The sequence below is a fragment of the Bradyrhizobium sp. 4 genome, assembly GCF_023100905.1.
Classification (GTDB): domain Bacteria; phylum Pseudomonadota; class Alphaproteobacteria; order Rhizobiales; family Xanthobacteraceae; genus Bradyrhizobium.
In genome coordinates this window covers 6,222,576-6,247,501 of record NZ_CP064686.1, presented here as the reverse complement: position 1 = coordinate 6,247,501, position 24,926 = coordinate 6,222,576, and the positions used below count along the sequence as shown (strand labels likewise).

Below are 24,926 nucleotides of genomic sequence, written 5' to 3'. Positions count from 1 at the left end.
GAGCAAGGTGCGATCGCGGGCGCCTCGCGCCCCGACTCAAGCTGAGACTTGCTAGTCGCCCTTGAGCATGTCCCGCAGCTCGCGGAACGGATCGGCGCTTGGCGGAGCCGAAGCGTCCTGCCGCATCGCGCCATAGATTCTCGGGACCATGTCGACCGCCTGGTCGAGCCCCGAATCACGTCCCGCCTGGTATCCGCCCATCAGGCGAAGGTCGCGCGTGTCCTCGTATTTGGCGATCATGGCGCGCAGCTTGCTCACCAATTCGCGCTCTTCGGGGTCCCAGACGTTATGGGCGAGACGGGAGACCGAACCCAGAACGTCCACCGCCGGGTAACGTGCCTGGTCGGCGATGTGCCTGGAGAGCACGATGTGCCCATCAAGTGTGCTGCGGATGGTATCGGCGATCGGCTCGTTGTGATCGTCGCCGTCCACCAGCACGGAGAAAATCCCGGTGATCGTCCCGGACCCCTCGTCGCCGGGTCCGGCGCGCTCCAGAAGGCGCGGCAGATCGGTGAAGACGGTGGGTGCGTAGCCGCGCGCGACTGCGGGCTCACCTGCGGCGAGCGCGACTTCACGGGCGGCGTGGGCGAACCGGGTGATCGAATCGACCATGAGCAGGACCGATTCGCCCCGGTCTCGGAAATATTCGGCGACCGCCATGGCCGTCTTCGGCGCCAGTCGCCGCATCATCGGGCTCTCGTCGCCCGTCGACACGATCGTGACGGCGCGGTGACGGTCGGCGCCCAGCACGTCCTCGATGAACTCGCGCACCTCGCGGCCGCGCTCGCCCACCAGGGCCAGCACGACGGTGTCAAAACCCTGGCTGCGGGCGAGCATCGCAAGCAGCGTCGATTTACCGACACCGGAGCCGGCAAAGATGCCGACGCGCTGGCCGGCGCAGATCGGGGCGAACAAATCGATGACGCGTACGCCGGTGCGCAGCGGCTTGTGGACCCGCGCGCGCTTCATGGCCGAAGGCGCCTCCGCCTCGGCCGAGACCGGACGCGACCCGGGGGTGAGAGGGCCCTGTCCGTCCAGCGGCGCCCCGAGCGCGTTGATGACGCGGCCCTTCCAGCTCGGATCGGGTGCGAAGGACAAAGGAGGCATCCGGTAGGCGACCGAGCCGAGGCCGCCGGCGAACTGCCGGTCGAACGGCTTGGCGATGATGCCCTCGCTGTCGATCCGCACCACCTCGCCGATCTGGGGCTTGCCGCCGGAGTTGACGCCGATCAGTTCGCCGAGCCTGACGAAGCGCGACAGGCCGGAGACACGGAAATGCGTCGACGCGATCTCGGAGATCGCGCCGCTGACGCTTGCCAGGGGAGTGCTCTGCTGAAGCTCCAGCAGCGCCCACTCAAGTTGCCGAAGAGCGTTCAAGGAAACCGTCCAACCTCATTGCGCGCGGGGCGCAGTCTATTTGCCGGGTTCGCCCAGCGTCCGGATTGCGTTCTGGAGCGAGCTCTCAGTGCCCTCGATCATTGAATTGGTGCCGTCGAAGGCGCGCGAGGCCGCGATCAGCTTCGTCAATTCCATCATCGGATTGGCGCCCGAGCCCTCGACATAGCCCTGCTTGAAGCCGTCGCGGGAGAAGTCGGCGATGGCGGTCGCAGGCCGGTTGGGCGTGACGCCCGAATTGCCGTAGCGGTCGAGATTGGCGTCGGCGGGAATGTTGAACAGGCCGATGGTGCCGATCTCGTTGTTGTCCTGGGTGATCGCGCCGCTGCGCGCGATCGAGACCGGTCCGCCGTTCGGATCGAGGGTGATTTGCGCGCCACCGGAATCGATGACGGGGAAGCCGGAGACGGTCTGAAGGTCGCCGTTGGCGGCGATCTGGAGTCGACCGTCGCGCGTATAGACCGTGCCGTTCGGACCGGCGAAGGCGATCCAGCCCTGTCCGACCACGGCGACATCGAGCGGGTTGCCGCTCTCGGTGATGCTGCCCATCTCGCGCGAGATGATGTTGTCGCCGGGCGAGGAGAAGGCGACCGGGTTCACGCCCGCCTTGGACAACACCGTCTCGAACTTCACCACGTCGGTGCGGAACGCCGCCGTGTTGACGTTGGCGACGTTGTTGGCGATCGTCTGGAGGCGCTTTTCGAGGGCGACCTGCGCCGACAATCCTACATAGAGGGCCGATTGCATGACTTACCTGTTGAACTTGATGTTCTGAAGTGTCGTGAGCACGTTGGTATCCATGCCAATCGACGTCGTGGCGCCGCCGATCAGGACCAGCGCCGGGTTGGTCGAGGTCTCGCTCTGGGCCCGGGTCGCATCCCACATCGCCGCGAAGCGCTGCACGAATTTGGTGACCTTGGCCGGATCCTGGAAATCGGTGAGCTTGATCTTGCTCGTGATCATCTTGGCCTGGGCATCGATATCAGCCGAGCTGATCGTCGACGGCAGGCCGAGCGCCGTCTGGACCACTTGCGTCATCGCCTTGTCCGCGAGGATCTGGTAGGAATTGGTGATCGTGGAAGCCTTGCGCGTGAAATAGAGCGCCAGCCGCAGGCCCTCGTTCTGGTCGCCGGCCTTCTCCTCCATCGTCTGCGTGACGTATTGGGTCGCCGTGCCGGTCGTGGCCGCGGCGGTTTGGGTCGCCTTGTCGCCGAGGGCGGCGAAATTGAAAGCGGCGGCGAATTGCCGGTAGCGGATGTCGGTCAGCTTGTTGGCGAAGGTCTTGTTGTCGGCGATACCCTCGGTCAGCACCTTGCGCATGAACGCCTTGGCGTAGGTCATGTCGCTGAGGCCATATGCCTTCATCGCGTAGGAATAGAGGCGATAGTCCTTCAGGAAGTCGTCGATGGTCTTCACGTTGCCGATGTGGCTGAGGAAGTAATCGGTGTCGCGGCTGACGTCCGGCTGCGTCGCGACCTGTGTCAGCGACTTGCCCATGTCCTTGGTCAGTCTGGTGTAGTCCGCGATGGTGGATAGCATGACCCGCGCCCCTCTGGCCGCTTTCGCGACGTCGTCCCAAGCTGCCGTGAATCGCTTGCGCGAGGCTGGCGAGGGGGAAGCCAGCCTCGCGCAAGGCTCGCCGACTAGATATTCCCGATGGGATCGGTGATGGAGCGGCGCGTTGGGCAGTTTCGTGGGGATCGTCATCACGGTAGCGGCACTGCTGGGCGGATTTGCCGCCATGGGCGGGCATCTGGGCGTGCTGATGCAGCCTTGGGAGTTCGTGATCATCATGGGCACCGCGGCCGGCACCTTTATCATGGCCAATCCCTGGAAGACGGTCGCGGATACCGGGCTTGCCTGCGTGCAGGCAGTGACGGGGGCGGTGCCCGGTCAGCGCTACTATCTCGATCTGCTCGGTGCGCTCCACGCGCTGATGCGGGAACTGCGGGGCAAGGGCCGCAACGAGGTCGAGGCGCATATCGACGATCCCGCGTCCTCCGAGATATTCAAGGCGTTCCCGAGCGTGCTCGGAGATCCGTCGCTGCTCCAGTTCATCTGCGACTACGTCCGCCTCATCATCATGGGTAACGCGCGAACGCACGAGATCGAAGCGCTGATGGACGAGGAGATCCACACCATCGTGAAGAGTAAGCTGGCGCCCTACCACGCGCTCGTGGTGGTCTCGGAAGCTCTGCCTGCGCTCGGCATCGTCGCTGCGGTGCTCGGCGTCATCAAGGCCATGGGCGCGCTCGACCAGTCGCCGAAGCTGCTGGGCGGCTTCATCGGCGCCGCCCTCGTCGGCACCTTCGCCGGCATTTTCCTGTCCTACGGCATCATTTCGCCCTTCGCGATGAAGGTGAAGATGACGCGCGAAAAGCGTTGCCGGCCCTACATCATCGTCAAGCAGACGCTGCTGGCGTTCATGAACGGCGCCATGCCGCAGATCGCCGTCGAGCACGGCCGCAAGATGATCGCGAGCCCCGAGCGGCCCTCGATCGACGTTGTCGAGAACGAGACGATCGCGGGACCCAAGGCGGTCGTGACCGAGGTTGAACCGAAGGCTGCGCGCGCATCATGATGGAAGCCCTCGACGTCGATCAGCGCAAGCCGCTGCCGAACTATCTGCTGGACGCCGCCGGCATCTCGATCGAACGCATGCCGATGCTCAATGTGATCTTCGATCGCATGGCGGCATCGTGCACGGACAGCCTGCAGCCGATGGCTGGAACGCCATGCTATTTCTCGGTCAACGGCATCACCAACGACCGTGTCGGCGATATCATCAAGGACTACGAGGCCAATGCGGTTGCGGCCGTGCTCTATGCCGAGCAGTGGGACTCCCGCATCATCATCATGCTCGACCGCGACTTCGTGTTCACGATGGTCGAGGCGATGTTCGGCTCCGACGGCGCCGAACCGCCGCTCGACGTCGAGCGCAGCTTCTCGAACATCGAGATCCGCCTGGTCCAAGCGCTGTTCGAGCGGTTCGCCAAGGCGCTGCAATCCGCCTTCGCCGGCACCTCCAACGTCACTTTCCGCGTCGAGCGGGTCGAAACCGCCATGGCATCGCTGGCGATCGGGCGGAGCGGCAACATGTCGATCTGCGCAAACATCATGCTGCAGGCACTCTACCGCGGCGGCCAGATGTTCCTCATCATTCCGCACTCCGCGCTCAACCCGCTCAGGCAGAAGCTCGCGACCGTGGTCGTGAGCGACGGCCGCGCGGCCGATCCGCGCTGGCGCGAGCAGATGGAGACGGAGGTTCACCGCACCGAGGTGACGCTGAGCGCCGTGCTGGACGAAAAGATGATTTCGCTCGGCGACGTCGTGAAGTTCCAGGTCGGCCAGGTGCTCGAGCTCGAAGCCACGCCACGCACGCTGGCTCGACTCGAGAGCAACAACCAGGTGCTGTTCTGGTGTCAGATCGGCCAGCTTGACGGCTATTACGCCATGCAGGTGGCAGATCCCGTCGATCAGAAACGGGAGTTCGTCGATGATATCCTATCTCGTTGATGCCGTGCTGCTGATCGCGCTCGCCTTCACCAGCATGCGGGTGACCCGGATGCATCGCGAGCTGGCGCGGTTGCGCAGCTACCAGGGCGAGTTCTCGACCATCGTCCAGGAGACGGCGGGCGCCTTCGACACGGTCATCACCGCGGCGCATGATTCCACCGCAAATCTCGGACGGCTCGCCAACGTGCTGAGCACGAAGATCGATCAGGCCCACGAGGCGATCGCGGCGCTTGATGCCAGGAGCGGGCTGGCATCCGCGGCGACCGCAGGCGGCGCCGACGTGAACAAGCATTGAAGCCGAAGCCGGCGGAATAAATACGATCGGAACGTCACGGCGCTCCGGGAGCGGAAATACCAAGAGGCGATACCAGATGGCGCAATCCTTCGACTATGAGTCAGCATCGGCGGCCGACGAGGGGCATACCGAAACATCTCCGCTGGAGCGGTTGGCGGAGATTGCCGCGCGCACCGCGGAGGAGACCGGCAAGTTCGCCAATGTCGATGCCATCCTGCGCATTCCCGTGACCATGCAGGTGGTGCTGGGATCGGCGACCATTCCGGTGGCAAATTTGATGAAGCTCGGCCGCGGCGCGGTGGTTCCGCTCGACCACAGGGTCGGCGAACCCGTCGACGTCGTGGTCAACGGCCGCGTCGTCGCCCGCGGCGAGGTGGTCGTGGTCGAAGAAGACAATTCCCGCTTCGGCGTCTCGCTCACCGAGATTGTCGGCCCGTTGGGGCAGGGTGATACCTGACCATGGCGGCACAGGTCGGCATGGCTCCCATCAAGCAGCGAGGCGTCGCCACGCTGGGCGGAACGGAGAAGGTCGCGGCACTCCTGCTCGCCATGGGTCGGCAGGCGGCCGCGAGCGTACTCGCGCAGTTCGAGCCGCAGGATATCCGCACCGTTACAAAGGCCGCGGCCGAGCTGCGGCCGATCACGGCGCAGGAACTCGAAGCGATCGTCGAGGAGTTCGCCCAGCAATTCTCGATGGGCGCCAACATTCTCGGCACCCTCGGTGGCCTGGAAGCCGTGCTCGGCGACGTGCTTCCGGCCGACCAGGTCTCGGCCATCATGTCGGACCTGCTGGGCAATTCGAGCCGGTCCGTGTGGGATCGCGTCTCGTCGGTGTCGGAGAACTCGCTGGCAAGCTACCTGTCCAAGGAGCATCCGCAGACCGCGGCGCTCATCCTGTCCAAGGTCAAGCCGTCCTGCGCCGCCAAGGTCATGAGCCAGCTGCCGTCGAGCCTGCGCAACGAGCTGATGCGGCGCGTGCTCAGCCTCAAGCCGATCGTCGACGACGCCATGAGGGTCCTCGAGAAGACGCTGCATGAGGATCTGACGCTGAACTTCGCCCGCAACCTCGGCGCGGACACCTATGCCCGCGTCGCCGACATCATCAACAAGATGGAGCGCGGACACATCGAGGACATGCTCAAGAGCCTGTCGGAGAAGCGGCCGAAGTCGGCCGAAGTGCTGAAGGAGCTGCTCTTCACCTTCGACGACGTCACCAACCTGACGCCGAAGGCGCGCACCATGATCTTCGACCAGGTGCCGACCGATCGCATCGTCATCGCGCTGAAGGGCACCGACAAGCACTTCCGCGAGATGATCCTGTCCTCGGTCGCCTCGCGCGTCCGCCGGGTCGTCGAGCACGAACTCGCCATCGGCGAGCCGTCGAACCAGCGCGACGTGCTGGAGGCGCGGCGCGTGATCACCGACCTCGCGCTCGACCTCGCGGAAAAGGGCGAAATCGAGCTCAACCCCGAGCAGGAGGATGAGCTGGTCTTCCGCTGACCGCTGAACGGGCATGGCAGAAACAACCGATCAGGAGAGCAAGACAGAAGAGCCGACCGAGAAAAAAGTCCGCGATGCGCTCGAACAGGGCAAAATCCCGGTCTCTCGGGAGGCTTCCATCTTCGCCTCGATGGCTGCGCTGATGGTGATCCAGGCGTTCCTGATCGGCCAGGGCGTTCAGCAATTGACGCCGATGCTGACGGGCTTTCTCGATGATCCCGACGGCTTCCCTCTCAGCACCGGGGCCGACGCCCAGAATCTGCTCATCGTGGTCGGGCTTCAGGCACTGCGGTTCCTGACGCCGCTGGTCGTCACCCTGTCGGCGTTCGGGCTCGCAGCCTCGCTGTTGCAAAATGCTCCCAGCCTGGTGCTCCAGCGCATCACGCCGGACCTGTCGCGAATCTCTCCGCTCAGCGGCTGGAGCCGGCTGTTTGGATCGCAGGGCCTCGTCGAGTTCGCCAAGTCGCTGTTCAAGCTCGCCGCGGTCACCGTCGTCGTCGCGTTCGTGCTGCGCTCGTCGGAAGCGAAGGCGTTCGAGGCGATGTACACCGACCCGGTCGCGCTGCCGGAGATGATTCTCAACATCGCCATGCGAATCGTCTCGGCGATCTGCATCGCGACCATCGTCCTGGTAGCGGTCGATCTCGCATGGGCGCGCTTCCACTGGCGGCGCGAGCTGCGCATGACGCGGCAGGAGATCAAGGACGAGCACAAGCAGGCCGAAGGCGATCCGCTGATCAAGGCGCGCCTGCGCTCGCTTGCGCGCGACCGCTCGCGCCAGCGCATGATCGCCTCCGCATCGCGGGCGACGCTGGTGATTGCGAACCCGACGCACTTCGCGATCGCGCTACGCTACAATCGCGAGGAAAATCCGGCGCCGATCGTCGTGGCGAAGGGCATGGACGTGATTGCGCTGAAGATCCGCGAAGTCGCCGAGCAGAACCGGATTCCGGTGATTGAGAACAAGGCGCTGGCGCGCGCGCTCTACGAGGCGGTTCAGGTCGACCAAGTGATTCCGGCGGAGTTCTTCCGGCCGGTCGCCGAGATCATCTACTTCCTGCAGTCCAAGCAGGCGCCGCGGTCCGAGAAGGTCCAGTAGAATTCCGAGGACGGCGTCTATTCCATCAGCCTGACGAAAGCTTGCGACCCTAAGGTTACCCCGTCTGAACCAGAATGGTGCTGCCGTGGGACCGCTCTATCTCTTCGAACTCGCATCGTCGCAGGCGCGATACCTCGAGCTCCGCCAATCGACGATCGCCACCAACGTCGCTAACGCCAACACGCCGGGCTTCAAGGCGCGCGACGTCGAGCCCTTCAACAAGGTGCTCGACAGCACGCCGGTGAGACTGGCGACCACGTCGCCGTCGCACATGCAACTCTCTGCTGCCGAGAGCGACACCCGGGCGACCGCGAAGAAGGACAGCTGGGACGTGGTTCACTCCGGCAACTCCGTCAGTCTCGAGCGGGAAATGATCAAGGGCAGCGACGTCAGTCGCGACTACTCGATGAACTCGGCGGTCGTGCGGTCGTTTCACCGCATGCTGCTGTCGAGCGCGAAGACCTGAGGTGAACTGACATGCTGGACTCACTGCAATCCTCGTTGACGGTCGCGAGCTCCGGGCTCGAAGCGCAGTCGACGCGCATGCGCATCGTCTCGGAGAATCTCGCCAACGCGACGTCGACGGGGCGCTCCGCCGGCGCCGATCCCTATCAACGCAAGACGATCACCTTCGATGCCGCGATGGACCGCGCCTCGGGCGCTCAGCTGGCGAAGGTCAAGGAAATCGGCGTCGACACCACGCCGTACCGCGTGGAGTACGAGCCGGGGCATCCCGCCGCCGACAAGGCCGGCTACGTCAAGCTGCCGAACGTCAACATGATGATCGAGATGGCGGACATGCGGGAAGTCAACCGGTCCTATGAAGCCAATCTGCAGGTCGTGAAACAGGTGAGGTCGATGCTGGGCATGACCATCGACCTGCTGAGGAGCTGACAATGCTTGAAGCAATTTCATCCACAGCGATTTCGGCCGGGCAAGCGGCGAGCCGCGCGACCGAGGCGCAGGCCATCTCGTCGACGGCGACACCCGCGATCCAGTCCGGCGCCGACGTCGGATTCGAATCTGTCATGAAGCAGGTGACGACGGACGCGATCGGGACACTGAAGGCGGGCGAGGCGGCCTCGATCTCGGCGATGCAGGGCAAGGAATCGACGCGGCGCGTTGTGGAGGCGCTGATGTCGGCCGAACAGGCTTTGCAGACGGCGGTCGCAGTTCGCGACAAGGTCGTGCAGGCCTACCAAGAAGTCGTTCGGATGTCGATCTGATCAAGGAGTGACGCTGTGAAATCGCTTGCCATCGCGGCCACGGGCATGAACGCCCAGCAGACCAACATCGAAGTCATCGCGAACAACATCGCCAACATCAACTCGACCTCGTACAAGCGGGCGCGTGCCGAGTTCACCGATCTGTTCTACCAGATGGACCGCATGCAGGGCGTTGCCAACACCAGCGGCTCGTCGCCGATCCCGGAAGGCGCCAATCTCGGCCTCGGCGTCAAGTCGGCGGCGATCCGCAAGCTGCACATCCAGGGCGCGCTCACGCAGACCGGCAATCCCTACGACATGGCGATCAACGGCCGCGGCTGGTTTCAGGTGCTCGGCCCGAATAACGAGGTGCAGTATACCCGCGCGGGCTCGTTCAACACCAACGCCAACAGCCAGCTCGTCACGACCGACGGCTATCTGCTGGATCCCGCAATCACGGTGCCGCAGGGAACGGTTCAGGTCACGGTCAACCAGACCGGACAGGTGTTTGCCAAGCTGGATACGGAAGTGAACCCGAGGCAGATCGGCCAGCTCAATCTCGCCAATTTCGCCAACGAGGCCGGCCTCGAACCGCTGGGCAGCAATCTCTACCGCGAGACCACCGCGTCCGGCACGCCGGTCGTCGGGTTGCCCGGCGATTCCGGCTACGGCAAGATCAACCAGCAATATCTCGAAGCCTCGAACGTCGACCCGGTCAAGGAAATCACCGAGTTGATCTCCGCCCAGCGCGCCTACGAAATGAATGCCAAGGTCATCCAGGCCTCGGATGAAATGGCCCAGACGGTCTCGAAGGGCATGCGCTAGTTCCGGTGTATCCATGTTGAACAGGATGGGCTCGATCATGCGCGGGTTGGCCGCCGTGCTGCTGGTTCTCGTCTTCGCGCGAGTCGCGGCGGCCGAGGAGAAGCGGCTTCCCGTGCCGGCCGTCGCGATCCGCGCCGGCGAGCTGATCCGGGACGACATGATCACCGAGCGCGCCTTTGCGCCGAACGTGCTCGGCGTCGCCGTTTTCATCGAAGGACGCCAGGTCCTGGTCGGCCGCATGGCGCGCCGCGCGCTGCTCCCCGGCCAGCCGATCCCGACCAACTCGGTGGAGGATCCCTGGACGGTGGCCCGCGGCGCGATGGTCAAGGTCGTGGTCGAAGACAGCGGCCTGTCGATCGTGACCTACGGCGCCGCGATGCAGTCGGGCGCGCCCGGCGCGCTCATCCCGATACGAAACACCGATACGGGTGTGATCATCAGGGGTGTCGTCCAGCCCGACGGCACCGTCAAGGTCGTGGACGGGTCATGACCAGAGTCCTGCTTGCGCTCGTCCTGCTCGTTTTCGCCGCCAGCGCCCACGCCGCCGTCCGCATCAAGGACATCGCGGACATCAAGGGATTGCGCGAAAACCAGATCGTCGGCTACGGCCTCGTCATCGGCCTGAACGGCACCGGCGACACGCTCCGCAATGCTCCGTTCACGGAGCAGTCCCTGCAATCGATGCTCGAGAACATGGGCATCAATGTCAGGAACGAGACCACCAGCACCAACAATCCCCCGCGTCCGACGACGCTGCGCACGCGCAACGTCGCGGCCGTGATGGTGACCGCGGACCTGCAGCCCTCGATCGGTGCCGGCGAGCGCATGGACGTGACCGTGTCGTCGCTCGGCGATGCGACCTCCCTGCTCGGCGGCACCCTGGTGATGACGTCGCTGCGCGCGGCGGACGGCGCGGTCTATGCAGTGGCGCAAGGCGCGGTCACGGTCGCCGGCTACAGCGTCGGAGGCCAGGCCCAGAACGTCAGCCAGGGCACGCCGACCGCGGGCCGAATCCCGAACGGCGCGCTGGTCGAGCGCGAGGTGCAGGGTAGTCTCCATGAAATGGAGTATCTTGTGTTGGAGCTCAAGAACCCCGACTTCGTCACCGCAACGCGAATCCTCGACGCCATCAATCGCTACGCGGGCGGACGCTACCGCGCGCAGATCGCCTTCGAGCGCGACTACCGCACCATCGTGCTGTCGAAGCCGCGCCACATCGGCCCGGTCCGCTTTCTCGCCGAAATCGGCGAGCTGACGGTCGAGCCGGACACGCCGGCGCGGGTGGTGATCAACGAGCGTACCGGCACGGTGGTGATCGGACGCGACGTACGGATATCGACCGTTGCCGTGACGCACGGCAATCTGACGGTCCGCGTCACCGAGCTTCCCGTGGTGTCGCAACCGGCACCCTTCTCGAAAGGGCAGACGGTGGTCGTGCCCCAGACCGTGGTCGAGGCCAACGAGGCCGGATCGCAGGTGGCGATCCTGAGCGGCGTCGATCTCCAGCGCCTGGTGCGCGGCCTGAACCAGATCGGCCTGAAACCATCCGGCATCATCGCGATCCTCCAGGCGATCAAGACGGCCGGCGCCCTCCAGGCGGATGTCATCGTGCAATGACGCGTAAGCGCCGTGCAAGCTTGGTCGCTCAATGCTCTCTCGACCGAGAATCGCACGCGGACCGATGTTGAAGCTGGATCATAAAGCCAAACTCCTCCTCCTGGTCGCGGCCTCCGCGCTCGCGAGCGCTTCGCCCGTTCTGGCGCTGGATGAGGCCAAGCCGTCGAAGCCGCTCAATCTGCTGTCCTTCGCGCGCGCCCGCGCGCCTGGCCCGCAGAAGCCGATCTCATCGATCCCGAGCGACAATGCGTCGATGCGGGCGACGGCGTGGGCAGCCGAAGATTCGGGACCCGCGACCACGGGTGCCGTGCCGGCCTCCGAGAAGCCCGCGCCGGCGCCCACAGCCGCGCCGCGACCCGCCAAGCCCGGTAGCGTCACGGCGCCGCCGAAGCCGGTGCCGCCCCAGGCCGCTGCAACCGCGGACAACGAAGTCGCTCTGTTCTGCAGCAATGTCGCCGACCCCGCGGTCGATGCAAGGCTGGCCTGGCAGCTCAAGGAGCTGGAGAAGGCCGAGAACCAGCTCCGCGAGCGGATCGCCGAGGTCGAGGCCAAACGCGCTGAATATGAGAAGTGGATGGCGTTGCGCGACGACTTCCTGAAGAAGGCCGAAGCGAGCGTCGTCGAGATCTACTCGCGCATGAAGCCGGACGCCGCCGCAACCCAGATCGCCGGAATGGCGGACGAGACGGCTGCGGCCGTGCTCGCAAAGCTCAGCCCGAGGAGCTCGAGCGCAATCTTCAACGAGATGGAGACGGGGCGCGCGGCGCACCTCGCCGATCTGCTCGGCGGGATGCGTCGCGTGGATGACGGAAAGACCAAATAGATGAAGAATCTGATCCTCATCCTGTCGCTGTTGTCGCTTGCGGGATGCGTCACTGATCCGGCCGAGGTCCTGACTGGCCCGCGATTGTCGCCGGTCGGGAGCGGCCTGAGGACGCAGGCCGATCCGATTCCCGTGACGCCCCGCATGCACTCGCCCGTCAGCTATCGCTCGACCTGGGACGACGGCACCGACCTCTACCGCGATCCTCGCGCCCGGCGCGTCGGCGACGTAGTGACGGTGATCATCTCGATGCAGGACAAGGCCAAGCTCGACAACAAGACTGGTCGCTCGCGCGATTCGCAGATCAAGTTCGGCCTCGACTGGCTGATGGACGTCGCGGGATGGCAGGACAAGGGCTCGACGAGCGCCAACCTCAACACTAACACCCAGATCAAGGGCAACGGCCAAATCGACCGCGCAGAGGATATCAAACTGTCGATCGCAGCCATCGTAACCGACGTGTTGCCGAACGGAAATATGATGATCAGCGGCTCGCAGGAGTTCAAGGTCAACACGGAAATGCGTGTGCTCAACGTCGGCGGCATCGTGCGTCCACGCGATATCTCGCGAACCAACACGATCTCCTACGAGAAGATCGCCGAGGCGCGCGTGGCCTACGGCGGCCGGGGAAATCTCTCGGACGTGCAGCAGCCTGGATGGGGACATCGGATCTATGACGCCGTGGCACCGTTCTGAGATGCGCGACCGTCGGGCCGCGTCACGAGGGCAGGGGACATCATGCGCCTGATTGCGGCCATCGTGGTGCTGACCCTGATCGCGATCGGCGCGGGCGGGCTTGCCGGCCTGCATCTGTTTGCGGCCGCCGAGCGCGTCGCCGATGCGAAGAAAACCGCCACGCCGCCGCCTCTTGCCTCGAGCTACGCCGGCAGCGCGCGGCTCAGGAAGCTGTCGCCGATCGTGACCAATCTCGGCGCGCCGGCCAACAACTGGGCCCGCATCGAAGCCTCCATGGTGACCGACAGCATGAGTGACGAGGATGCCGGCATCCTGGCGGCCCATATCAGCGAGGACATCGTCACCTATCTGCGGTCGGCGACGGTGGCGCAGTTCGAGGGATCGCGCGGGCTTCAGCACCTGCGCGACGACCTGACCGAACGCGCCAATATCCGCTCCTCGGGCAAGATCCGCGAATTGATCATTGAGACGTTGGTGATTCAGTGAAACTGAGAGTCCTGCTGCTTGCGTTGCTCCTGGTCGTGCTGCCCGAAGTGGCACTGGCCCAAATTCCGGACCTCAATTCGCTGCTGCCGCCGGGTAACGGCTCGACCAGCGGCCGGATCATCCAGTTGATGGCGGTGATCACGGTACTGTCCGTGGCGCCGGGACTGCTCATCATGGTAACGAGCTTCACGCGGTTTGCGGTGGCGCTGTCGTTCCTGCGCGCCGGTCTCGGACTTCAGACCACGCCGGCCAATCTGGTGCTGATCAGCCTCGCGCTGTTCATGACCTTCTACGTGATGGCGCCGACCTTCGACCGCGCCTGGGAAACCGGCATCCAGCCGCTGATGAAGAACGAGATCTCGGAGGAAGAGGCCTATCTGAAGATCACCGATCCGTTCCGCGAATTCATGCTGGCTCATGTTCGCGACAAGGATCTGCAGACCTTCGAATCGCTCGCCGCGGAGAGCTTCCGCAGGAAGTTCGACGACAAGCGCGTGGACATGCGCGTCATCATTCCGGCCTTCATGATTTCCGAGCTCAGGCGTTCGTTCGAGATCGGATTTCTCATCATCCTGCCGTTCCTCGTCATCGACATGATCGTGGCGACGCTGACCATGTCGATGGGCATGATGATGATGCCGCCGACAATCCTCGCACTGCCGTTCAAGATGCTGTTCTTCGTGCTGATCGACGGCTGGAATCTGCTTGCCTCCGGGCTGGTGCGCTCGTTCTCGTAACGGCAGTGAGCGCCAGGCGGGGTTATGGTTAGCGATAAGTACCGGACTATGGTTAGCAATAGGCACTGTTAACCATTTGATTTTACAGCGCAATTCAAGTCGATCTTAATCCGCACGCAAGATTCGGCGTGCTAGCAATGCGTCACGGCGGGTTGGACCCCACCCACATCAGTCCAAAGGCATGATGCCGCCCCTCCGTACCGGTGAAAGCCCGGTATGTCCCCTCGTGAAAATGTAACGCGTACATAAAGGGACATTCGCAATGTCAAGCCTGCTTACGAACTCGACCGCCATGACCGCACTCCAGACCTTGCGGTCTGTGAGCTCGCAGCTCTCCACCACGCAAACCCGCATCTCCACCGGCCAGCGCGTCTCGACCGCTTCGGACAACGCTGCCTACTGGTCGATCGCGACCTCGATGCGCGCCGACAACGCCGCGCTCTCGGCGGTCTCCGACTCGCTCGGTCTGTCGGCTGCGACCGTCGACACCGAATATACCGCTCTGACCACGGTCATCGGCGACAAGGACTCCGGCCTGACCAAGCTCCAGTCCCTGCTGGTCGAAGCCAAGACCGCCGGTATCGACCGCAGCAAGATCCAGGCAGACGTCACCCAGATCCAGCAGCAGATGAAGGCGACAGCCAGTGCGGCGACCTTCAACGGCATCAACTGGCTGAGCACGTCCGCCACGACGCCGACGACCTTCAGCCTGGTGTCGTCGTACTCGCGTGTCGGCGGTACGCCCACCATCGGCTCCATCACCGTGACGACCGCCAACTACTCGCTCTACACCTCGACGCAGACCGGCATTCTCGACACGGCCGGTTCGACCGCTCCGTCGATCAACACGATGAGCATCTCCGCGTTGACCGACTCGGCAGCTGACCAGACCACGCTCGATGGCTACATCGCGCAGGTCACCGCTGGCATCAACTCGGTGGCCTCGGCCGCCGCCAATCTCGGTGCCGTCAAGAACCGGCTCTCGACCAACACGGACTTCGTGAAGTCGCTGATGGACTCCGTGGACCGCGGTATCGGTCAGCTCGTCGACGCCGACATGAACCAGGAGTCCACCCGCCTGTCGGCCCTCCAGGTCCAGCAGCAGCTCGGCGTGCAGGCGCTCTCGATCGCCAACAACAGCAGCCAGAGCATCCTGTCGCTGTTCCGCTAAACCTCAAACGATTTTGGGGAGGGCCGCGCTTCTCACGAGGCGCGGCCCTTTCATTTTGGCGTGACATCGCGCGCCGCAATTTCAGCCGCCTTGTTGCGGCAAAGACACAGAGCCACAAGCCCCGCACAAGCTTCGCGGGCTATCGTCGCCGTTACGACAGGTTGGGCCTTGACGCTTTTGCGCAGCCCAAAGGCATGACGCCGCCCTGCCGTACCGGTGTAAGTCCGGTATGTCCCCAAATTTAATTCAATCTCCAAAGGGACATCAAAATGGGTTCTAGCCTCCTCACCAACTCGTCTGCAATGACCGCGCTGCAGACCCTTCGCAACGTCAGCTCGCAGCTCGCGACCACGCAGAACCGGATCTCGACCGGTATGCGCGTCTCGACCGCCTCGGACAACGCTGCCTATTGGTCGATCGCGACGTCGATGCGCTCCGACAACGCCGCGCTTTCCGCGGTCTCCGACTCGCTCGGTTTGTCGGCTGCGACCGTCGACACCGAATATACCGCTCTGACGTCGGTTATCGGCGACAAGGACTCCGGCCTGACCAAGCTCCAGGCGCTGTTGGTCGAAGCCAAGACCGCTGGTATCGACCGCACCAAGATCCAGGCTGACATCACCCAGATCCAGCAGGATATGAAGCTCAAGGCCAACTCGGCGACCTTCAACGGCATCAACTGGCTGAGCACGACCGCTACGACGCCGACGACTTTCAACCTGGTGTCGTCGTACTCGCGTGTCGGCGGTACGCCCACCATCGGCTCGATCACCGTGACGACCGCGAACTACTCGCTCTACACCTCGACCCAGACTGGCATTCTGGACACGGCCGGTTCGACCTCTCCGTCGATCAACACGATGAGCATCTCCGTGCTGACCGACTCGGCGGCTGACCAGACCACGCTCGATGGCTACATCGCGCAGGTCACCGCCGGGATCAACTCGGTGGCGTCGGCCGCCGCCAATCTCGGTGCCGTCAAGAACCGACTCGCGACCAACACGGAATTCGTCAAGACCCTGATGGACTCCGTGGACCGCGGTATCGGCCAGCTCGTCGACGCCGACATGAATGCGGAATCGACCCGCCTTCAGGCGCTCCAGACCCAGCAGCAGCTCGGCGTTCAGGCGCTCTCGATCGCCAACCAGAACAGCCAGAGCATCCTGTCGCTGTTCCGCTAAGCCGCGGCTTCGAAAACGACCGTGCTCCTCAGGGAGCACGGTCTCCGCCGTGAGCGGCGGATCCGACGGCACACGACGTGCCCACATCGATTTCCTGACGCCACATTCCAGGCAACACGCCGTCGGCGATCGCACCGCGATGCGACCGGCCGTCCGCTTGTCGCCGACGCGCGCAATTGCGTCACTCAGTCTCTTGTAAAATTGCAACGCCTCGCCGGCGAACCGACACATTCGTGGTCTCGCGCAACCTTCAGACAAGGTTGGCAGCAGAGTGTCCTCTACGTTCGCATTGGTATGAGGTCACATGCTGTTCAGTCGTGCGCAGATACAGCAACTGCTCAATAATCTGCTGGAGCTTGGGCCGCGACGCCTGATGGCCTTGGGATTGATCGGTTTCGCCGTTCTCGTCACTGTCGTGGGCGGCGCCTATTATCTGAGCCGGCCTGAATTCGAAACGCTCTATACCGGCCTTTCCCGCGAAGACGTGACGCGTATGGGTGCAGCGCTGCGCGAGCAGAACATCACCTTCGACGTCAACACCGCCGGCGACGCGATCTCGGTGCGTCCGAGCCAGACCATGCAGGCGCGGATGCTGCTCGCCGAGAAGGGGCTGCCGACCAGCGCCAATTCTGGCTACGAGCTGTTCGACAAGATCGGCTCGCTCGGTTTGACCTCGTTCATGCAGGAGGTCACCAAGCTCCGGGCACTCGAAGGCGAGATCGCGCGCACGGTGCAGTTGATGAAGGGCGTGAAGGCGGCGCGGGTGCATATCGTGATGCCGGTGCGGGGGTCGTTCCGCGCGACGCAGCAGCCACCTTCGGCATCGGTCGTGCTGCGCACCGACGGCGCGATCGAGGCGCGCACGGCGCAGTCGATCCGTCATCTCGTCGCGGCTGCCATTCCAGGCATGAGCCGCGACAAGGTCACGGTGCTTGACGCCGACGGTTCGATGCTGCTTGCCGAAGAGGACGAGGCCACTGCTGCTCCGACCAAGATGGCGAGCCTGCAGAAGACGGTCGGCGGAATGGTGCAGGAGAATATCCGCAAGGCGCTGACGCCATATCTGGGCCTCGACAATTTCGAAGTGAGCGTTGCATCGCAGCTCTCCACCGACAAGCGGCAGACCAACGAAACCGTCTACGATCCGGAGAGCCGCGCCGAGCGCTCGGTGCGGAACGTTCGCGAGAACGAGAAGTCACAGAACGCGGACCGTTCGCAGCCGACCACGGTGCAGCAAAATCTTCCCGACCAGCAGGTGAACGCTGGCGGCACCAAGAATTCCAGCGAAGACAAGACCCGCCGCGAGGACGTCACCAATTTCGAGGTCTCGTCCAAGACCACGACGACGGTGAGCGACGGCTATTCGGTGAAGAAGCTGTTCATTGCCGTGCTGGTCAACCGCGGGCGGCTCATTGCCGACCTCGGCGACAAGAGCAACCAAGCCATCGTCGACAGCAAGCTCGCCGAGATCAGCCAACTCGCGGCCACGGCCGGCGGGCTGGACAAGGCACGCGGCGACCAGATCCAGGTGACGGCCGTCGATTTCATCGAAGGCTCGCGCGAACTGGCGCCGGTGCCGCCGATCAGCTTCGTCGAGATGATCAACAAGCAGCTCGGCAGCGTCATCAACGCGGTCACGATCCTGGCCGTAGCTTCGATGCTGGTGTGGTTTGGACTTCGTCCTGCGGTCAATGGCATTTTGACCCATCGCGCGGCGCAGGAGCAGACCGAGGCGGCGGAAGCCGCCCAGCTCGAGTCGGCCGCAGGCGCCCTCGCATTGGCGGACAGCGAAGAAGCCGAGCTCAACCTGGTCGAAGACCTCGAAGGCAAGATGCAGCGAACGCCGCAGAAGCGGCTGGAGCAGATCGTTCGTCTCGATCAGATGCAGGCGGCAGCGATCCTTAAAGACTGGATGCGACGCGAGGAGGCGGCATGAACGCGGCAATCGGAAAGCTCCTGACGCAGTTCGACGTGAACGGGCGGGTCAAATCGCCTCCGCCTCCACCGCCGCCCAAAATCCAGGATGTGCTGACGAGGCCGAAGGAAGCCCGGCGCGAGCCTCAGCCGCAGCCTCAGACCCATTCGCAACCGCAATCGCAGCCGCAGCTTCAGTCGCCGCCTCCGGCGCCGAAGGCGGAAGCCCCGGCGGTCAATCTCCTGGACGATGCCTTTCGGCGCGGCCATGCGGCCGGCGTTGCGGACGGCGAGTCCAGGATCGCCGAGGAACGCGTGCGCAGCGCGATCCGGCTCGGCGAAGAGCGGGCCAAGTGGTCCGACCAGCAGGCGGTGGCGGTCGTCAGCGGCTTCGACACAGCTTGCCGTGAAATCGAGACCAACATCGCGAGCTCCGTTGCGCGGATATTGCTGCCGTTCCTCGCCGACGCGGTCCGCGACAAGGCGATCGGGTCGCTGGTCGAGCAGATTGCTGCGCTAACCGGCAATTCGCCGGTGCCGGTGTTCAAGGTCACCGGCCCGAGCGAACTGCTCGACCTGGTGAAGACGCAGCTCGGGACGGCGCGGCGAACCGGCATCGAGTATGAGGCCGCCGATACATTCGAGGTTCGCGTCGTGGCCGACCAGACCGTGATCGAGACCCAGATCACGGCCTGGAGCGAGAGCCTGAAAGAGGCGCGCCGGTAGTCCGTCATGAATGAGGTCAAGTCAGAACTCGTCATCATCCGCCGGCGGAGCGCCTTCGACGACGAGAAGCCGCACGGCGGCGTCTGGAAGATCGCCTATGCGGACTTCATGACCGCGATGATGGCGTTCTTCCTGGTGATGTGGCTGATCAATGCCCTCAACCAGGATCAGAAGCAGGTGGTCGCGAGCTATTTCAATCCGATCAAGCTCGCGGAGAACGCACCTGCCCCGAAGGGGCTCAAGGATCTCTCCAAGAAGGAGCCGTCGTCGTTCGACGGCCAGGACGGCAGGCGCCAGCCGGGAGGACCGAGCGAGGAACGTCGCGGTGACTCTCCGACGGCCGAGAAGCCGCCCTTCTACGAGGAGAAGGTCCTGTTCCGCGATCCCTATACGACACTCGCCGAGATCGCCAGCAGCGCGAACCAGGCCTCGGGCCAGCGGCGCGCCGGCGCTTTGACGTCCGCCGAAGAGGATGGCCTCAAGGGCGGCGACGCCTACCGCGATCCGTTCGATCCCGGCTATTGGAAGCTTGCGCCGCAGGCACCCAAGGATGCCGATCGCATCATCGAGCCCAAGCCCGAGCTGAAGCCGAATGCGTCCGCGCGCGACACTGCGTCCGGCACAGGCGAGAGCGAGCCACAGGCACGCCGAGCCAGGCAGGACGATGCCGGCGGAAGCGTGGCTCCGAACGCCGATGCGTCGTCCGCAAGCCTGTCGGCTCTGCTGCCGCCGGGGCCCACGCCATCACAGGCCTCACGCGAAGGGAGCGCGCAGCCCGGCGCCCAGGCTGGTAATCAAGCCAATGCCGCCGCTCAGCCGCGTCCCAACGACACGACGAAGGAATCCGAGCCGCGCGACGCGGCTCAGGCCCAGCAATTAGCGGTCAACCAGCTTCAGTCGGCGATCGCGGACGCGCTGTCGGACGTCAAGGCTGGCGCCGGACCGGTGGCCGAGGTGCGTCAGGTCGAGGAAGGCCTGCTGATCAGCCTGACCGACGATGCCAACTTCGGCATGTTCGCGGTCGGCTCGGCTGAGCCGCGGCCCGAACTCATCCGGGTGATCGACAAGATCGGCCCGCTGCTGACGAAGCGTCCCGGCGTGATCATCGTCCGCGGCCACACCGACAATCGGCCGTACCGTTCGGAGGCCTATGACAACTGGCGGCTGTCGACGGCCCGTGCGCAGATGGCCTATTACATGCTGGTCCGCTCCGGTGTCGATGCGCAGCGCATCGAGCATGTCGAGGGTTATGCCGATCGGCGGCCGAAACTTCAAAACGATCCGGCGGCCGCGCAGAATCGCCGGATCGAGATCATGGTCCGGGAGAAGCGTCCTTGATCAGGCCGCTTCTCCGCGCCGCGCTCCTGATGCTGCTGCCGTTCACGGCGGCAGGCGCATTCGCCGAGCCGGCACCGATGCCGCCCCCGCTGGTATCGGCATCGGGCGAGCCATACGAGCTCGTTCGGGCGTTGCAGGCCGTGCAGGACGGCATCGCCAACGGCGATAGCGCGGCGCACGGCAGCCACGGCGCATTGATCCGACAGATCGGCGAAAAATTTCTCGCCGCCGATCCGGGCGTGTGGAGTAATTCGCAGAACGGCCAGGCCGCCATCATCTACCTGCTCAGCGGTGGCGCGCCGCAAATCATCCGCAAGCTGCCGCGCGACAAGCTGAACGTCGATGGACGGCTGTTCGATGGCGCGCTTGCCTATGTCGAGGGTCGTCAGGACGAAGCGCGCGAACTGCTCAAGGACGTCAAGCCGCGGACGGTTCCGTCGGGCCTGGGCGGACAGCTCGCGCTGGTCCAGGGCGCGCTGTTCGCACGCGCCGAGGCATCGCTCGCAATCGAGCGTCTGGATGACGCGCGCTTGCTCTTGCCGGGCACATTGGTGGAGGAGGCCGCGCTGCGGCGCGAGATCCTGTTGGTCGGGCAAGCCGAGGATTTCGACAAGTTCGAGTTCCTGACGCTGGCCTATATCAGGCACTACCACAACTCGGTCTATGCCGGGGACTTCTGGCAGCGCTTTGCGACCGGCCTGACGCAGTCGAGCCTCGCGCTCGACGAGCGTCGGTTTGCGCGGATCACCACCCTGCTGGAGCAGATCGACCGCGCGAGCCGCCTCAAGCTCTATCTCGTGATCGCGCGGACCGCGATGGTGCGCGGAGGGCTGGCCGTGACCCGGCTTGCCGGCGAGCGTGCCCTGACTCTCAGCGCCGATGCCTCGGCGGAGCGCGAGCGGGCGCATTTGTTCCGCGGCGTGTCGCGGGCGCTCGCCGACGAATATGACGGCGGTCTCGCCGAGTTGAAGGCGCTCGACCGGTCGAAGCTGCCCGAGCGCGACATCCCCTTTCTCAATGCAACGGTGCAGCTCGCACTCGACGTTCGCAAGCCGTTCGCTGGCGGATCCGCCGCCGCAGCCGACAAGTCTCCGGTCACGCCGGCGCGTCTCGACCTGGCGTCGTCGACCGCAACGCTTGCGCGCGCGCAGAAGCAACTCGGGGAACTCGAACTTCTCACCAGGGATCGCCGTCCATGACGAAGCTCAGTGGAACCTCCGGACAGGTCTTTTCGAGTCTCGCCGAAAGCCTCAACATGCGGGGCACATCGCGCTCCGGCAAGAGCGCCGGACCGAAGGCGCAGGCGGACTCCTCCTTCAACGATCTGCTGCACACCGTCTCGAGTCTCGCGAAGCGGGCGCTCAACGACGAGGGCGGCGACACGGCGGTGAAAGCCGGAACGCTGCGAACGCGCCTGGCGCATCAGAGCGGGAAGGACGACGCTAGCGACGAGACGGTGCACGACCGTGCCGCGGCAGCCGAAGAGCCCGGATCCAGGGAGAAACCCACCGAGAAATCGTCCGGGAAACATGGATTCCTCGATCCTACCGAGCAGGCCGACGTCCAGAGCCGATCGAGCATTGCCGGGATCATGGGGCAGGAGATCGTCGCCGGGCCGCCGGTCGTGATGCCGCAGATGCAAGCACCGGCCGGCGACAAGAAGGATGCGTCCGGGCGCGACGAGCGGTCTTCCACGACGAAGCGCGACGTTCAGGCCATGGGAACGGGAAAGGCGACGACCCCCGAGCTCGCGTCTCCCGCGGCTCCAACCACTGCGCACTCGCAGACCGCGGCGTCGCACGCGACGGCTACCGACCAGGCGACATCGCCGCAAGGCAGTGAGCCGTCGCAGGAGGCAACCGCACCCGGCTTCGACGCCGTCGCGGCCAATGTCGAGCGTGCTGCCAAGGTTTCGGCGCGGGACGCATTGCCCGGGACGACCAAGGTCACCGTAGTCCAGCAAGAGACTCATCTGCCGCCGGCGCAGTTCAACGCTCCGCAGCAGGTTGCCAACGCCGTTATCGCCGAGCTGAAAGAAGCTCCGGCACCGGTCTCCGCAGCTGCAGATGTTGCCGCGTCCCAAGCCAATGCGCCGGATCAGCCGCTCAAGATCCTGACCATCAATCTCGAGCCGCCCGCGCTCGGCAATGTCACCGTGCGCCTTCGTCTGGTCGGCAACGAGGTGTCCGTCCACCTTGCCGCCGCGCGCAAGGACACGAGCCAGATGCTGGATCAGCAGCGCGATTCGATCCGCGAGCTGATGCAATCGGCGGGCTACGTCGCCGACATAGCACCCGTCCAGCACGGCTCGCTGGATGGTTTCCAGAGCGGCTCCGGCCAGTCGCAGCCGCAGCTTTCGGGCCAGCAACAGCCCTCGTCGCAGTCGCAAGGCACGTTCGACGGTACGAGCAATTCGTCGGGACAAGCCGACGGCGGCGCCAAGCAGGCCCGACAGGAGCGCCCGTCCAACCAGGAGACGCGTCATGATCAGGACGTGGCGCCGCAGATTCGTCGCGGCCCTGTTTATCTGTAACGCCGGCGCCGCGACTGCTGCGACCGACAATTCGCGCCCGTGCGAGCGCGAGATGGCGCGTGCGTCCCAGCAGCACGGAATTCCGCTCGGCATTCTCTACGCGGTCGGCCTGACCGAGACCGGCCGGCGCGGCGCGCTTCATCCTTACGCGCTCGGCGCCGATGGACAGACCGTATTCGCCAAAGACATGAACGACGCGATCGCCAACTTCGAAGCCATGCGAGCTAGGGGGATCAAGCTGATCGACCTCGGCTGCATGCAGATCAACCACTACTATCACGGCGACAAATTCGTCTCGGTCCGGGCGATGTTCGATCCCGCAGGGAATGTCGACTACGCCGCGCGCTTCCTGAAGGAGCTGAAGCAGCGCGAGGGCAGCTGGACCATGGCGGTCGCCCGCTACAATGCAGGCCCCAACAACCAGCCGGCGCAGAAGCGCTACGTCTGCCACATCGTCGCGCATCTCGTCTCGAGCGGCTTCGGCGCGTGGACCGACAAGGCGCGCTCGTTCTGTCAGCCCAAGACGAGCTGACGACATGAAGTTGTGCATGGTTTCTTACCATCAGCCCCGCGCAAGCAAAACCCATCATTGTAATTGCAACCTACTTAAGGAGCCCAATCCATGAGCCTCTATGGCATTATGCGTACCGGCGTTTCCGGGATGGCCGCGCAATCCAACAAGCTGTCGACGGTTTCGGACAACATCGCGAACGTCAACACCACCGGCTACAAGCGGGCTTCGACCGAATTCTCCTCGCTGATCCTGAAGAGCGGCTCCGGCAATTACGATTCCGGCGCCGTCGAGACCACCGTCCGCTACGCCATCAGCGACGCCGGACATACGCAATTCACCACATCGAGCACGGATCTTGCCGTTCAAGGCAACGGCTTCTTCGTGGTGTCCGACGCCACCAACACGCAGCAGTTCCTGACGCGGGCCGGCTCGTTCGTCCCGGACAGCCAAGGCAATCTGGTCAATGCGGCCGGCTACTACCTCCTCGGCCAGCCGGGGAAGGTGACTAATTTCTCACAGAACAGCCTGTCGGGAATGCAGATCGTGAACATCGCCCAGGTCTCGCAGGTGCCCGTGCCATCGACGGCGGGAACGCTCACCACCGGCAATCTGGATCCGACGGCAGCACTCATTGCCGGTCCGCCCGGTCCGGGCGCGTACTCGTCGAAAAGCTCGATCGTGGCCTACGACAATATCGGCCAGCCCGTTAAGGTCGATCTCTATATGTCCCATACCGCGACAGCGGCGGGCTTGGACACCTGGCAAATCCAAGCCTACAACTCGACGACGGGCGCCACGCTCGGCGCGACCGGAACTTATACCTTCGACACGACGACGGCCGGAAAGGGCGCGCTGGCCGCAGCGAGCGCCACGACGCTTGCATTTCCGGTAACCGGCGGCGCGACCGTGACCCTCGACTTGTCGAACATGACGCAGGTCGGCACCAACTTCAGCTTCAAGGCCACTGTCAACGGTAGCGTTCCGTCGGCCATCGATAAGGTCGACGTTGACCAGAACGGGTACGTGACCGCCGTGCTCAAGAACGGTCAGCAACTGACGCTCTACACGCTCATGCTCGCCGACGTGGCGAGCCCCGATAATCTGACGCCCGAGCCGGGCAACGTCTATTCGACCAACCAGAATTCGGGCAACGCCCAGGCCGCGAATGCCGGCACCGGTGGGCTTGGCACGATCCAGTCTGAAGCGCTGGAAGACTCCAACGTCGATCTCGCGGACGAGCTCACCGGGATGATCGAGGCACAGCGTGGCTTCACCGCGAACTCGAAATCGTTCCAGACCGGCGCCGACCTGCTCGACGTCGTCGTCAACCTGAAGCGCTGAATCCTTCTGCACTC

General features: G+C 64.4%; 28 protein-coding genes. 25 read left to right on the top strand and 3 right to left on the bottom strand.

What is annotated here, in order from left to right; all coding sequences use genetic code 11:
- Positions 1–51 precede the first annotated feature (51 nt).
- Genes fliI through IVB45_RS29795 form a run of 3 tightly spaced genes read right to left on the bottom strand, consistent with a single transcriptional unit; the run spans position 52 to position 2,934 of the window.
- Positions 52–1,377, bottom strand: a complete 1,326-nt coding sequence (gene fliI / locus IVB45_RS29805; RefSeq protein WP_247287738.1) for a flagellar protein export ATPase FliI — start codon at positions 1,375–1,377, stop codon at positions 52–54.
- A 36-nt stretch (positions 1,378–1,413) separates the two neighbouring features.
- Positions 1,414–2,142 (bottom strand): flagellar basal-body rod protein FlgF, encoded by a 729-nt coding sequence (gene flgF / locus IVB45_RS29800; RefSeq protein ID WP_247287739.1) that lies wholly within the window; start codon positions 2,140–2,142, stop codon positions 1,414–1,416.
- 3 nt (positions 2,143–2,145) lie between these two features.
- Entirely contained in the window at positions 2,146–2,934 is a 789-nt protein-coding gene (locus IVB45_RS29795; RefSeq protein WP_247287740.1) for a DUF1217 domain-containing protein, read from the bottom strand.
- A 142-nt stretch (positions 2,935–3,076) separates the two neighbouring features.
- Between IVB45_RS29795 and motA the strand changes: the two genes are divergently transcribed.
- From motA to IVB45_RS29670, 25 genes are all read left to right on the top strand, one after another.
- Entirely contained in the window at positions 3,077–3,976 is a 900-nt protein-coding gene (gene motA, locus IVB45_RS29790) for a flagellar motor stator protein MotA (protein WP_007613972.1), read from the top strand.
- Positions 3,973–4,911 (top strand): FliM/FliN family flagellar motor switch protein, encoded by a 939-nt coding sequence (locus IVB45_RS29785; RefSeq protein WP_007613971.1) that lies wholly within the window; start codon positions 3,973–3,975, stop codon positions 4,909–4,911. The genes motA and IVB45_RS29785 overlap by 4 nt, the downstream gene beginning before the upstream one ends.
- On the top strand, positions 4,892–5,206 hold the full coding sequence (locus tag IVB45_RS29780; protein WP_018453958.1) for a hypothetical protein: 315 nt from the start codon (positions 4,892–4,894) through the stop codon (positions 5,204–5,206). Before IVB45_RS29785 ends, IVB45_RS29780 begins: the two co-directional genes overlap by 20 nt.
- 76 nt (positions 5,207–5,282) lie before the next feature.
- Positions 5,283–5,663, top strand: coding sequence for a flagellar motor switch protein FliN (gene fliN, locus IVB45_RS29775; protein ID WP_027519864.1), 381 nt, complete (start codon positions 5,283–5,285; stop codon positions 5,661–5,663).
- 2 nt (positions 5,664–5,665) lie between these two features.
- Positions 5,666–6,706, top strand: a complete 1,041-nt coding sequence (locus IVB45_RS29770; protein WP_027570476.1) for a flagellar motor switch protein FliG — start codon at positions 5,666–5,668, stop codon at positions 6,704–6,706.
- A 13-nt stretch (positions 6,707–6,719) separates the two neighbouring features.
- Positions 6,720–7,805, top strand: a complete 1,086-nt coding sequence (gene flhB, locus IVB45_RS29765; protein WP_247358362.1) for a flagellar biosynthesis protein FlhB — start codon at positions 6,720–6,722, stop codon at positions 7,803–7,805.
- A gap of 85 nt (positions 7,806–7,890) precedes the next feature.
- Positions 7,891–8,271 (top strand): flagellar basal body rod protein FlgB, encoded by a 381-nt coding sequence (gene flgB, locus IVB45_RS29760; protein WP_247358363.1) that lies wholly within the window; start codon positions 7,891–7,893, stop codon positions 8,269–8,271.
- A gap of 11 nt (positions 8,272–8,282) precedes the next feature.
- A complete protein-coding gene (gene flgC, locus IVB45_RS29755; protein WP_085385293.1) occupies positions 8,283–8,699 on the top strand; it encodes a flagellar basal body rod protein FlgC in 417 nt (138 codons plus the stop codon).
- Between the two features lie 2 nt (positions 8,700–8,701).
- The gene (locus IVB45_RS29750) at positions 8,702–9,031 is read left to right on the top strand and encodes a flagellar hook-basal body complex protein FliE (RefSeq protein ID WP_027570478.1); all 330 of its coding nucleotides are present in this window, start codon (positions 8,702–8,704) and stop codon (positions 9,029–9,031) included.
- 15 nt (positions 9,032–9,046) lie between these two features.
- Positions 9,047–9,835: a flagellar basal-body rod protein FlgG gene (gene flgG, locus IVB45_RS29745; RefSeq protein WP_007595892.1), complete on the top strand. Its 789-nt coding sequence runs from the start codon at positions 9,047–9,049 to the stop codon at positions 9,833–9,835.
- Between the two features lie 13 nt (positions 9,836–9,848).
- Entirely contained in the window at positions 9,849–10,325 is a 477-nt protein-coding gene (gene flgA / locus IVB45_RS29740; RefSeq protein WP_247358364.1) for a flagellar basal body P-ring formation chaperone FlgA, read from the top strand.
- Positions 10,322–11,452, top strand: a complete 1,131-nt coding sequence (flgI, locus tag IVB45_RS29735) for a flagellar basal body P-ring protein FlgI (RefSeq protein WP_247358365.1) — start codon at positions 10,322–10,324, stop codon at positions 11,450–11,452. The genes flgA and flgI overlap by 4 nt, the downstream gene beginning before the upstream one ends.
- Positions 11,453–11,516: 64 nt before the next feature.
- On the top strand, positions 11,517–12,275 hold the full coding sequence (locus IVB45_RS29730) for a MotE family protein (RefSeq protein WP_247287749.1): 759 nt from the start codon (positions 11,517–11,519) through the stop codon (positions 12,273–12,275).
- Complete coding sequence (gene flgH, locus IVB45_RS29725) at positions 12,276–12,971, top strand: flagellar basal body L-ring protein FlgH (protein ID WP_027570482.1); 696 nt, start codon at positions 12,276–12,278, stop codon at positions 12,969–12,971. It abuts the gene before it with no gap.
- 42 nt (positions 12,972–13,013) lie between these two features.
- Positions 13,014–13,457 (top strand): flagellar basal body-associated FliL family protein, encoded by a 444-nt coding sequence (locus tag IVB45_RS29720; protein WP_027570483.1) that lies wholly within the window; start codon positions 13,014–13,016, stop codon positions 13,455–13,457.
- Entirely contained in the window at positions 13,454–14,194 is a 741-nt protein-coding gene (gene fliP / locus IVB45_RS29715) for a flagellar type III secretion system pore protein FliP (RefSeq protein ID WP_007595877.1), read from the top strand. Before IVB45_RS29720 ends, fliP begins: the two co-directional genes overlap by 4 nt.
- A gap of 262 nt (positions 14,195–14,456) precedes the next feature.
- Positions 14,457–15,365 carry a flagellin gene (locus tag IVB45_RS29710; RefSeq protein WP_027570484.1) on the top strand — a complete coding sequence of 303 codons (909 nt, stop codon included), beginning with the start codon at positions 14,457–14,459 and terminating at the stop codon, positions 15,363–15,365.
- A 269-nt stretch (positions 15,366–15,634) separates the two neighbouring features.
- Positions 15,635–16,546: a flagellin gene (locus IVB45_RS29705; RefSeq protein ID WP_027570485.1), complete on the top strand. Its 912-nt coding sequence runs from the start codon at positions 15,635–15,637 to the stop codon at positions 16,544–16,546.
- A 304-nt stretch (positions 16,547–16,850) separates the two neighbouring features.
- The gene (gene fliF / locus IVB45_RS29700) at positions 16,851–18,482 is read left to right on the top strand and encodes a flagellar basal-body MS-ring/collar protein FliF (RefSeq protein WP_247358366.1); all 1,632 of its coding nucleotides are present in this window, start codon (positions 16,851–16,853) and stop codon (positions 18,480–18,482) included.
- On the top strand, positions 18,479–19,186 hold the full coding sequence (locus tag IVB45_RS29695; protein WP_247358368.1) for a hypothetical protein: 708 nt from the start codon (positions 18,479–18,481) through the stop codon (positions 19,184–19,186). The genes fliF and IVB45_RS29695 overlap by 4 nt, the downstream gene beginning before the upstream one ends.
- Positions 19,187–19,192: 6 nt before the next feature.
- The gene (locus IVB45_RS29690; protein ID WP_247358369.1) at positions 19,193–20,524 is read left to right on the top strand and encodes a MotB family protein; all 1,332 of its coding nucleotides are present in this window, start codon (positions 19,193–19,195) and stop codon (positions 20,522–20,524) included.
- Positions 20,521–21,723: a chemotaxis protein gene (locus tag IVB45_RS29685; protein ID WP_247358370.1), complete on the top strand. Its 1,203-nt coding sequence runs from the start codon at positions 20,521–20,523 to the stop codon at positions 21,721–21,723. The genes IVB45_RS29690 and IVB45_RS29685 overlap by 4 nt, the downstream gene beginning before the upstream one ends.
- Entirely contained in the window at positions 21,720–23,057 is a 1,338-nt protein-coding gene (locus IVB45_RS29680) for a flagellar hook-length control protein FliK (RefSeq protein WP_247358371.1), read from the top strand. Before IVB45_RS29685 ends, IVB45_RS29680 begins: the two co-directional genes overlap by 4 nt.
- Positions 23,008–23,589: a transglycosylase SLT domain-containing protein gene (locus tag IVB45_RS29675; protein ID WP_247358372.1), complete on the top strand. Its 582-nt coding sequence runs from the start codon at positions 23,008–23,010 to the stop codon at positions 23,587–23,589. Before IVB45_RS29680 ends, IVB45_RS29675 begins: the two co-directional genes overlap by 50 nt.
- A gap of 90 nt (positions 23,590–23,679) precedes the next feature.
- Positions 23,680–24,912 carry a flagellar hook protein FlgE gene (locus tag IVB45_RS29670; RefSeq protein ID WP_027570491.1) on the top strand — a complete coding sequence of 411 codons (1,233 nt, stop codon included), beginning with the start codon at positions 23,680–23,682 and terminating at the stop codon, positions 24,910–24,912.
- Positions 24,913–24,926 lie beyond the last annotated feature (14 nt).

What these genes read in the sequence shown, in the direction of transcription:
- flgF (WP_247287739.1), bottom strand. Translation starts at nt 2,142, where the DNA reads ATGCAATCGGCCCTCTATGTAGGATTGTCGGCGCAGGTCGCCCTCGAA.
- IVB45_RS29795 (WP_247287740.1), bottom strand. Translation starts at nt 2,934, where the DNA reads ATGCTATCCACCATCGCGGACTACACCAGACTGACCAAGGACATGGGC.
- IVB45_RS29785 (WP_007613971.1), top strand. Translation starts at nt 3,973, where the DNA reads ATGATGGAAGCCCTCGACGTCGATCAGCGCAAGCCGCTGCCGAACTAT.
- IVB45_RS29780 (WP_018453958.1), top strand. Translation starts at nt 4,892, where the DNA reads ATGATATCCTATCTCGTTGATGCCGTGCTGCTGATCGCGCTCGCCTTC.
- fliN (WP_027519864.1), top strand. Translation starts at nt 5,283, where the DNA reads ATGGCGCAATCCTTCGACTATGAGTCAGCATCGGCGGCCGACGAGGGG.
- IVB45_RS29770 (WP_027570476.1), top strand. Translation starts at nt 5,666, where the DNA reads ATGGCGGCACAGGTCGGCATGGCTCCCATCAAGCAGCGAGGCGTCGCC.
- flhB (WP_247358362.1), top strand. Translation starts at nt 6,720, where the DNA reads ATGGCAGAAACAACCGATCAGGAGAGCAAGACAGAAGAGCCGACCGAG.
- flgC (WP_085385293.1), top strand. Translation starts at nt 8,283, where the DNA reads ATGCTGGACTCACTGCAATCCTCGTTGACGGTCGCGAGCTCCGGGCTC.
- IVB45_RS29750 (WP_027570478.1), top strand. Translation starts at nt 8,702, where the DNA reads ATGCTTGAAGCAATTTCATCCACAGCGATTTCGGCCGGGCAAGCGGCG.
- flgA (WP_247358364.1), top strand. Translation starts at nt 9,849, where the DNA reads ATGTTGAACAGGATGGGCTCGATCATGCGCGGGTTGGCCGCCGTGCTG.
- flgI (WP_247358365.1), top strand. Translation starts at nt 10,322, where the DNA reads ATGACCAGAGTCCTGCTTGCGCTCGTCCTGCTCGTTTTCGCCGCCAGC.
- IVB45_RS29730 (WP_247287749.1), top strand. Translation starts at nt 11,517, where the DNA reads ATGTTGAAGCTGGATCATAAAGCCAAACTCCTCCTCCTGGTCGCGGCC.
- flgH (WP_027570482.1), top strand. Translation starts at nt 12,276, where the DNA reads ATGAAGAATCTGATCCTCATCCTGTCGCTGTTGTCGCTTGCGGGATGC.
- IVB45_RS29720 (WP_027570483.1), top strand. Translation starts at nt 13,014, where the DNA reads ATGCGCCTGATTGCGGCCATCGTGGTGCTGACCCTGATCGCGATCGGC.
- IVB45_RS29710 (WP_027570484.1), top strand. Translation starts at nt 14,457, where the DNA reads ATGTCAAGCCTGCTTACGAACTCGACCGCCATGACCGCACTCCAGACC.
- IVB45_RS29705 (WP_027570485.1), top strand. Translation starts at nt 15,635, where the DNA reads ATGGGTTCTAGCCTCCTCACCAACTCGTCTGCAATGACCGCGCTGCAG.
- fliF (WP_247358366.1), top strand. Translation starts at nt 16,851, where the DNA reads ATGCTGTTCAGTCGTGCGCAGATACAGCAACTGCTCAATAATCTGCTG.
- IVB45_RS29695 (WP_247358368.1), top strand. Translation starts at nt 18,479, where the DNA reads ATGAACGCGGCAATCGGAAAGCTCCTGACGCAGTTCGACGTGAACGGG.
- IVB45_RS29690 (WP_247358369.1), top strand. Translation starts at nt 19,193, where the DNA reads ATGAATGAGGTCAAGTCAGAACTCGTCATCATCCGCCGGCGGAGCGCC.
- IVB45_RS29680 (WP_247358371.1), top strand. Translation starts at nt 21,720, where the DNA reads ATGACGAAGCTCAGTGGAACCTCCGGACAGGTCTTTTCGAGTCTCGCC.
- IVB45_RS29675 (WP_247358372.1), top strand. Translation starts at nt 23,008, where the DNA reads ATGATCAGGACGTGGCGCCGCAGATTCGTCGCGGCCCTGTTTATCTGT.
- IVB45_RS29670 (WP_027570491.1), top strand. Translation starts at nt 23,680, where the DNA reads ATGAGCCTCTATGGCATTATGCGTACCGGCGTTTCCGGGATGGCCGCG.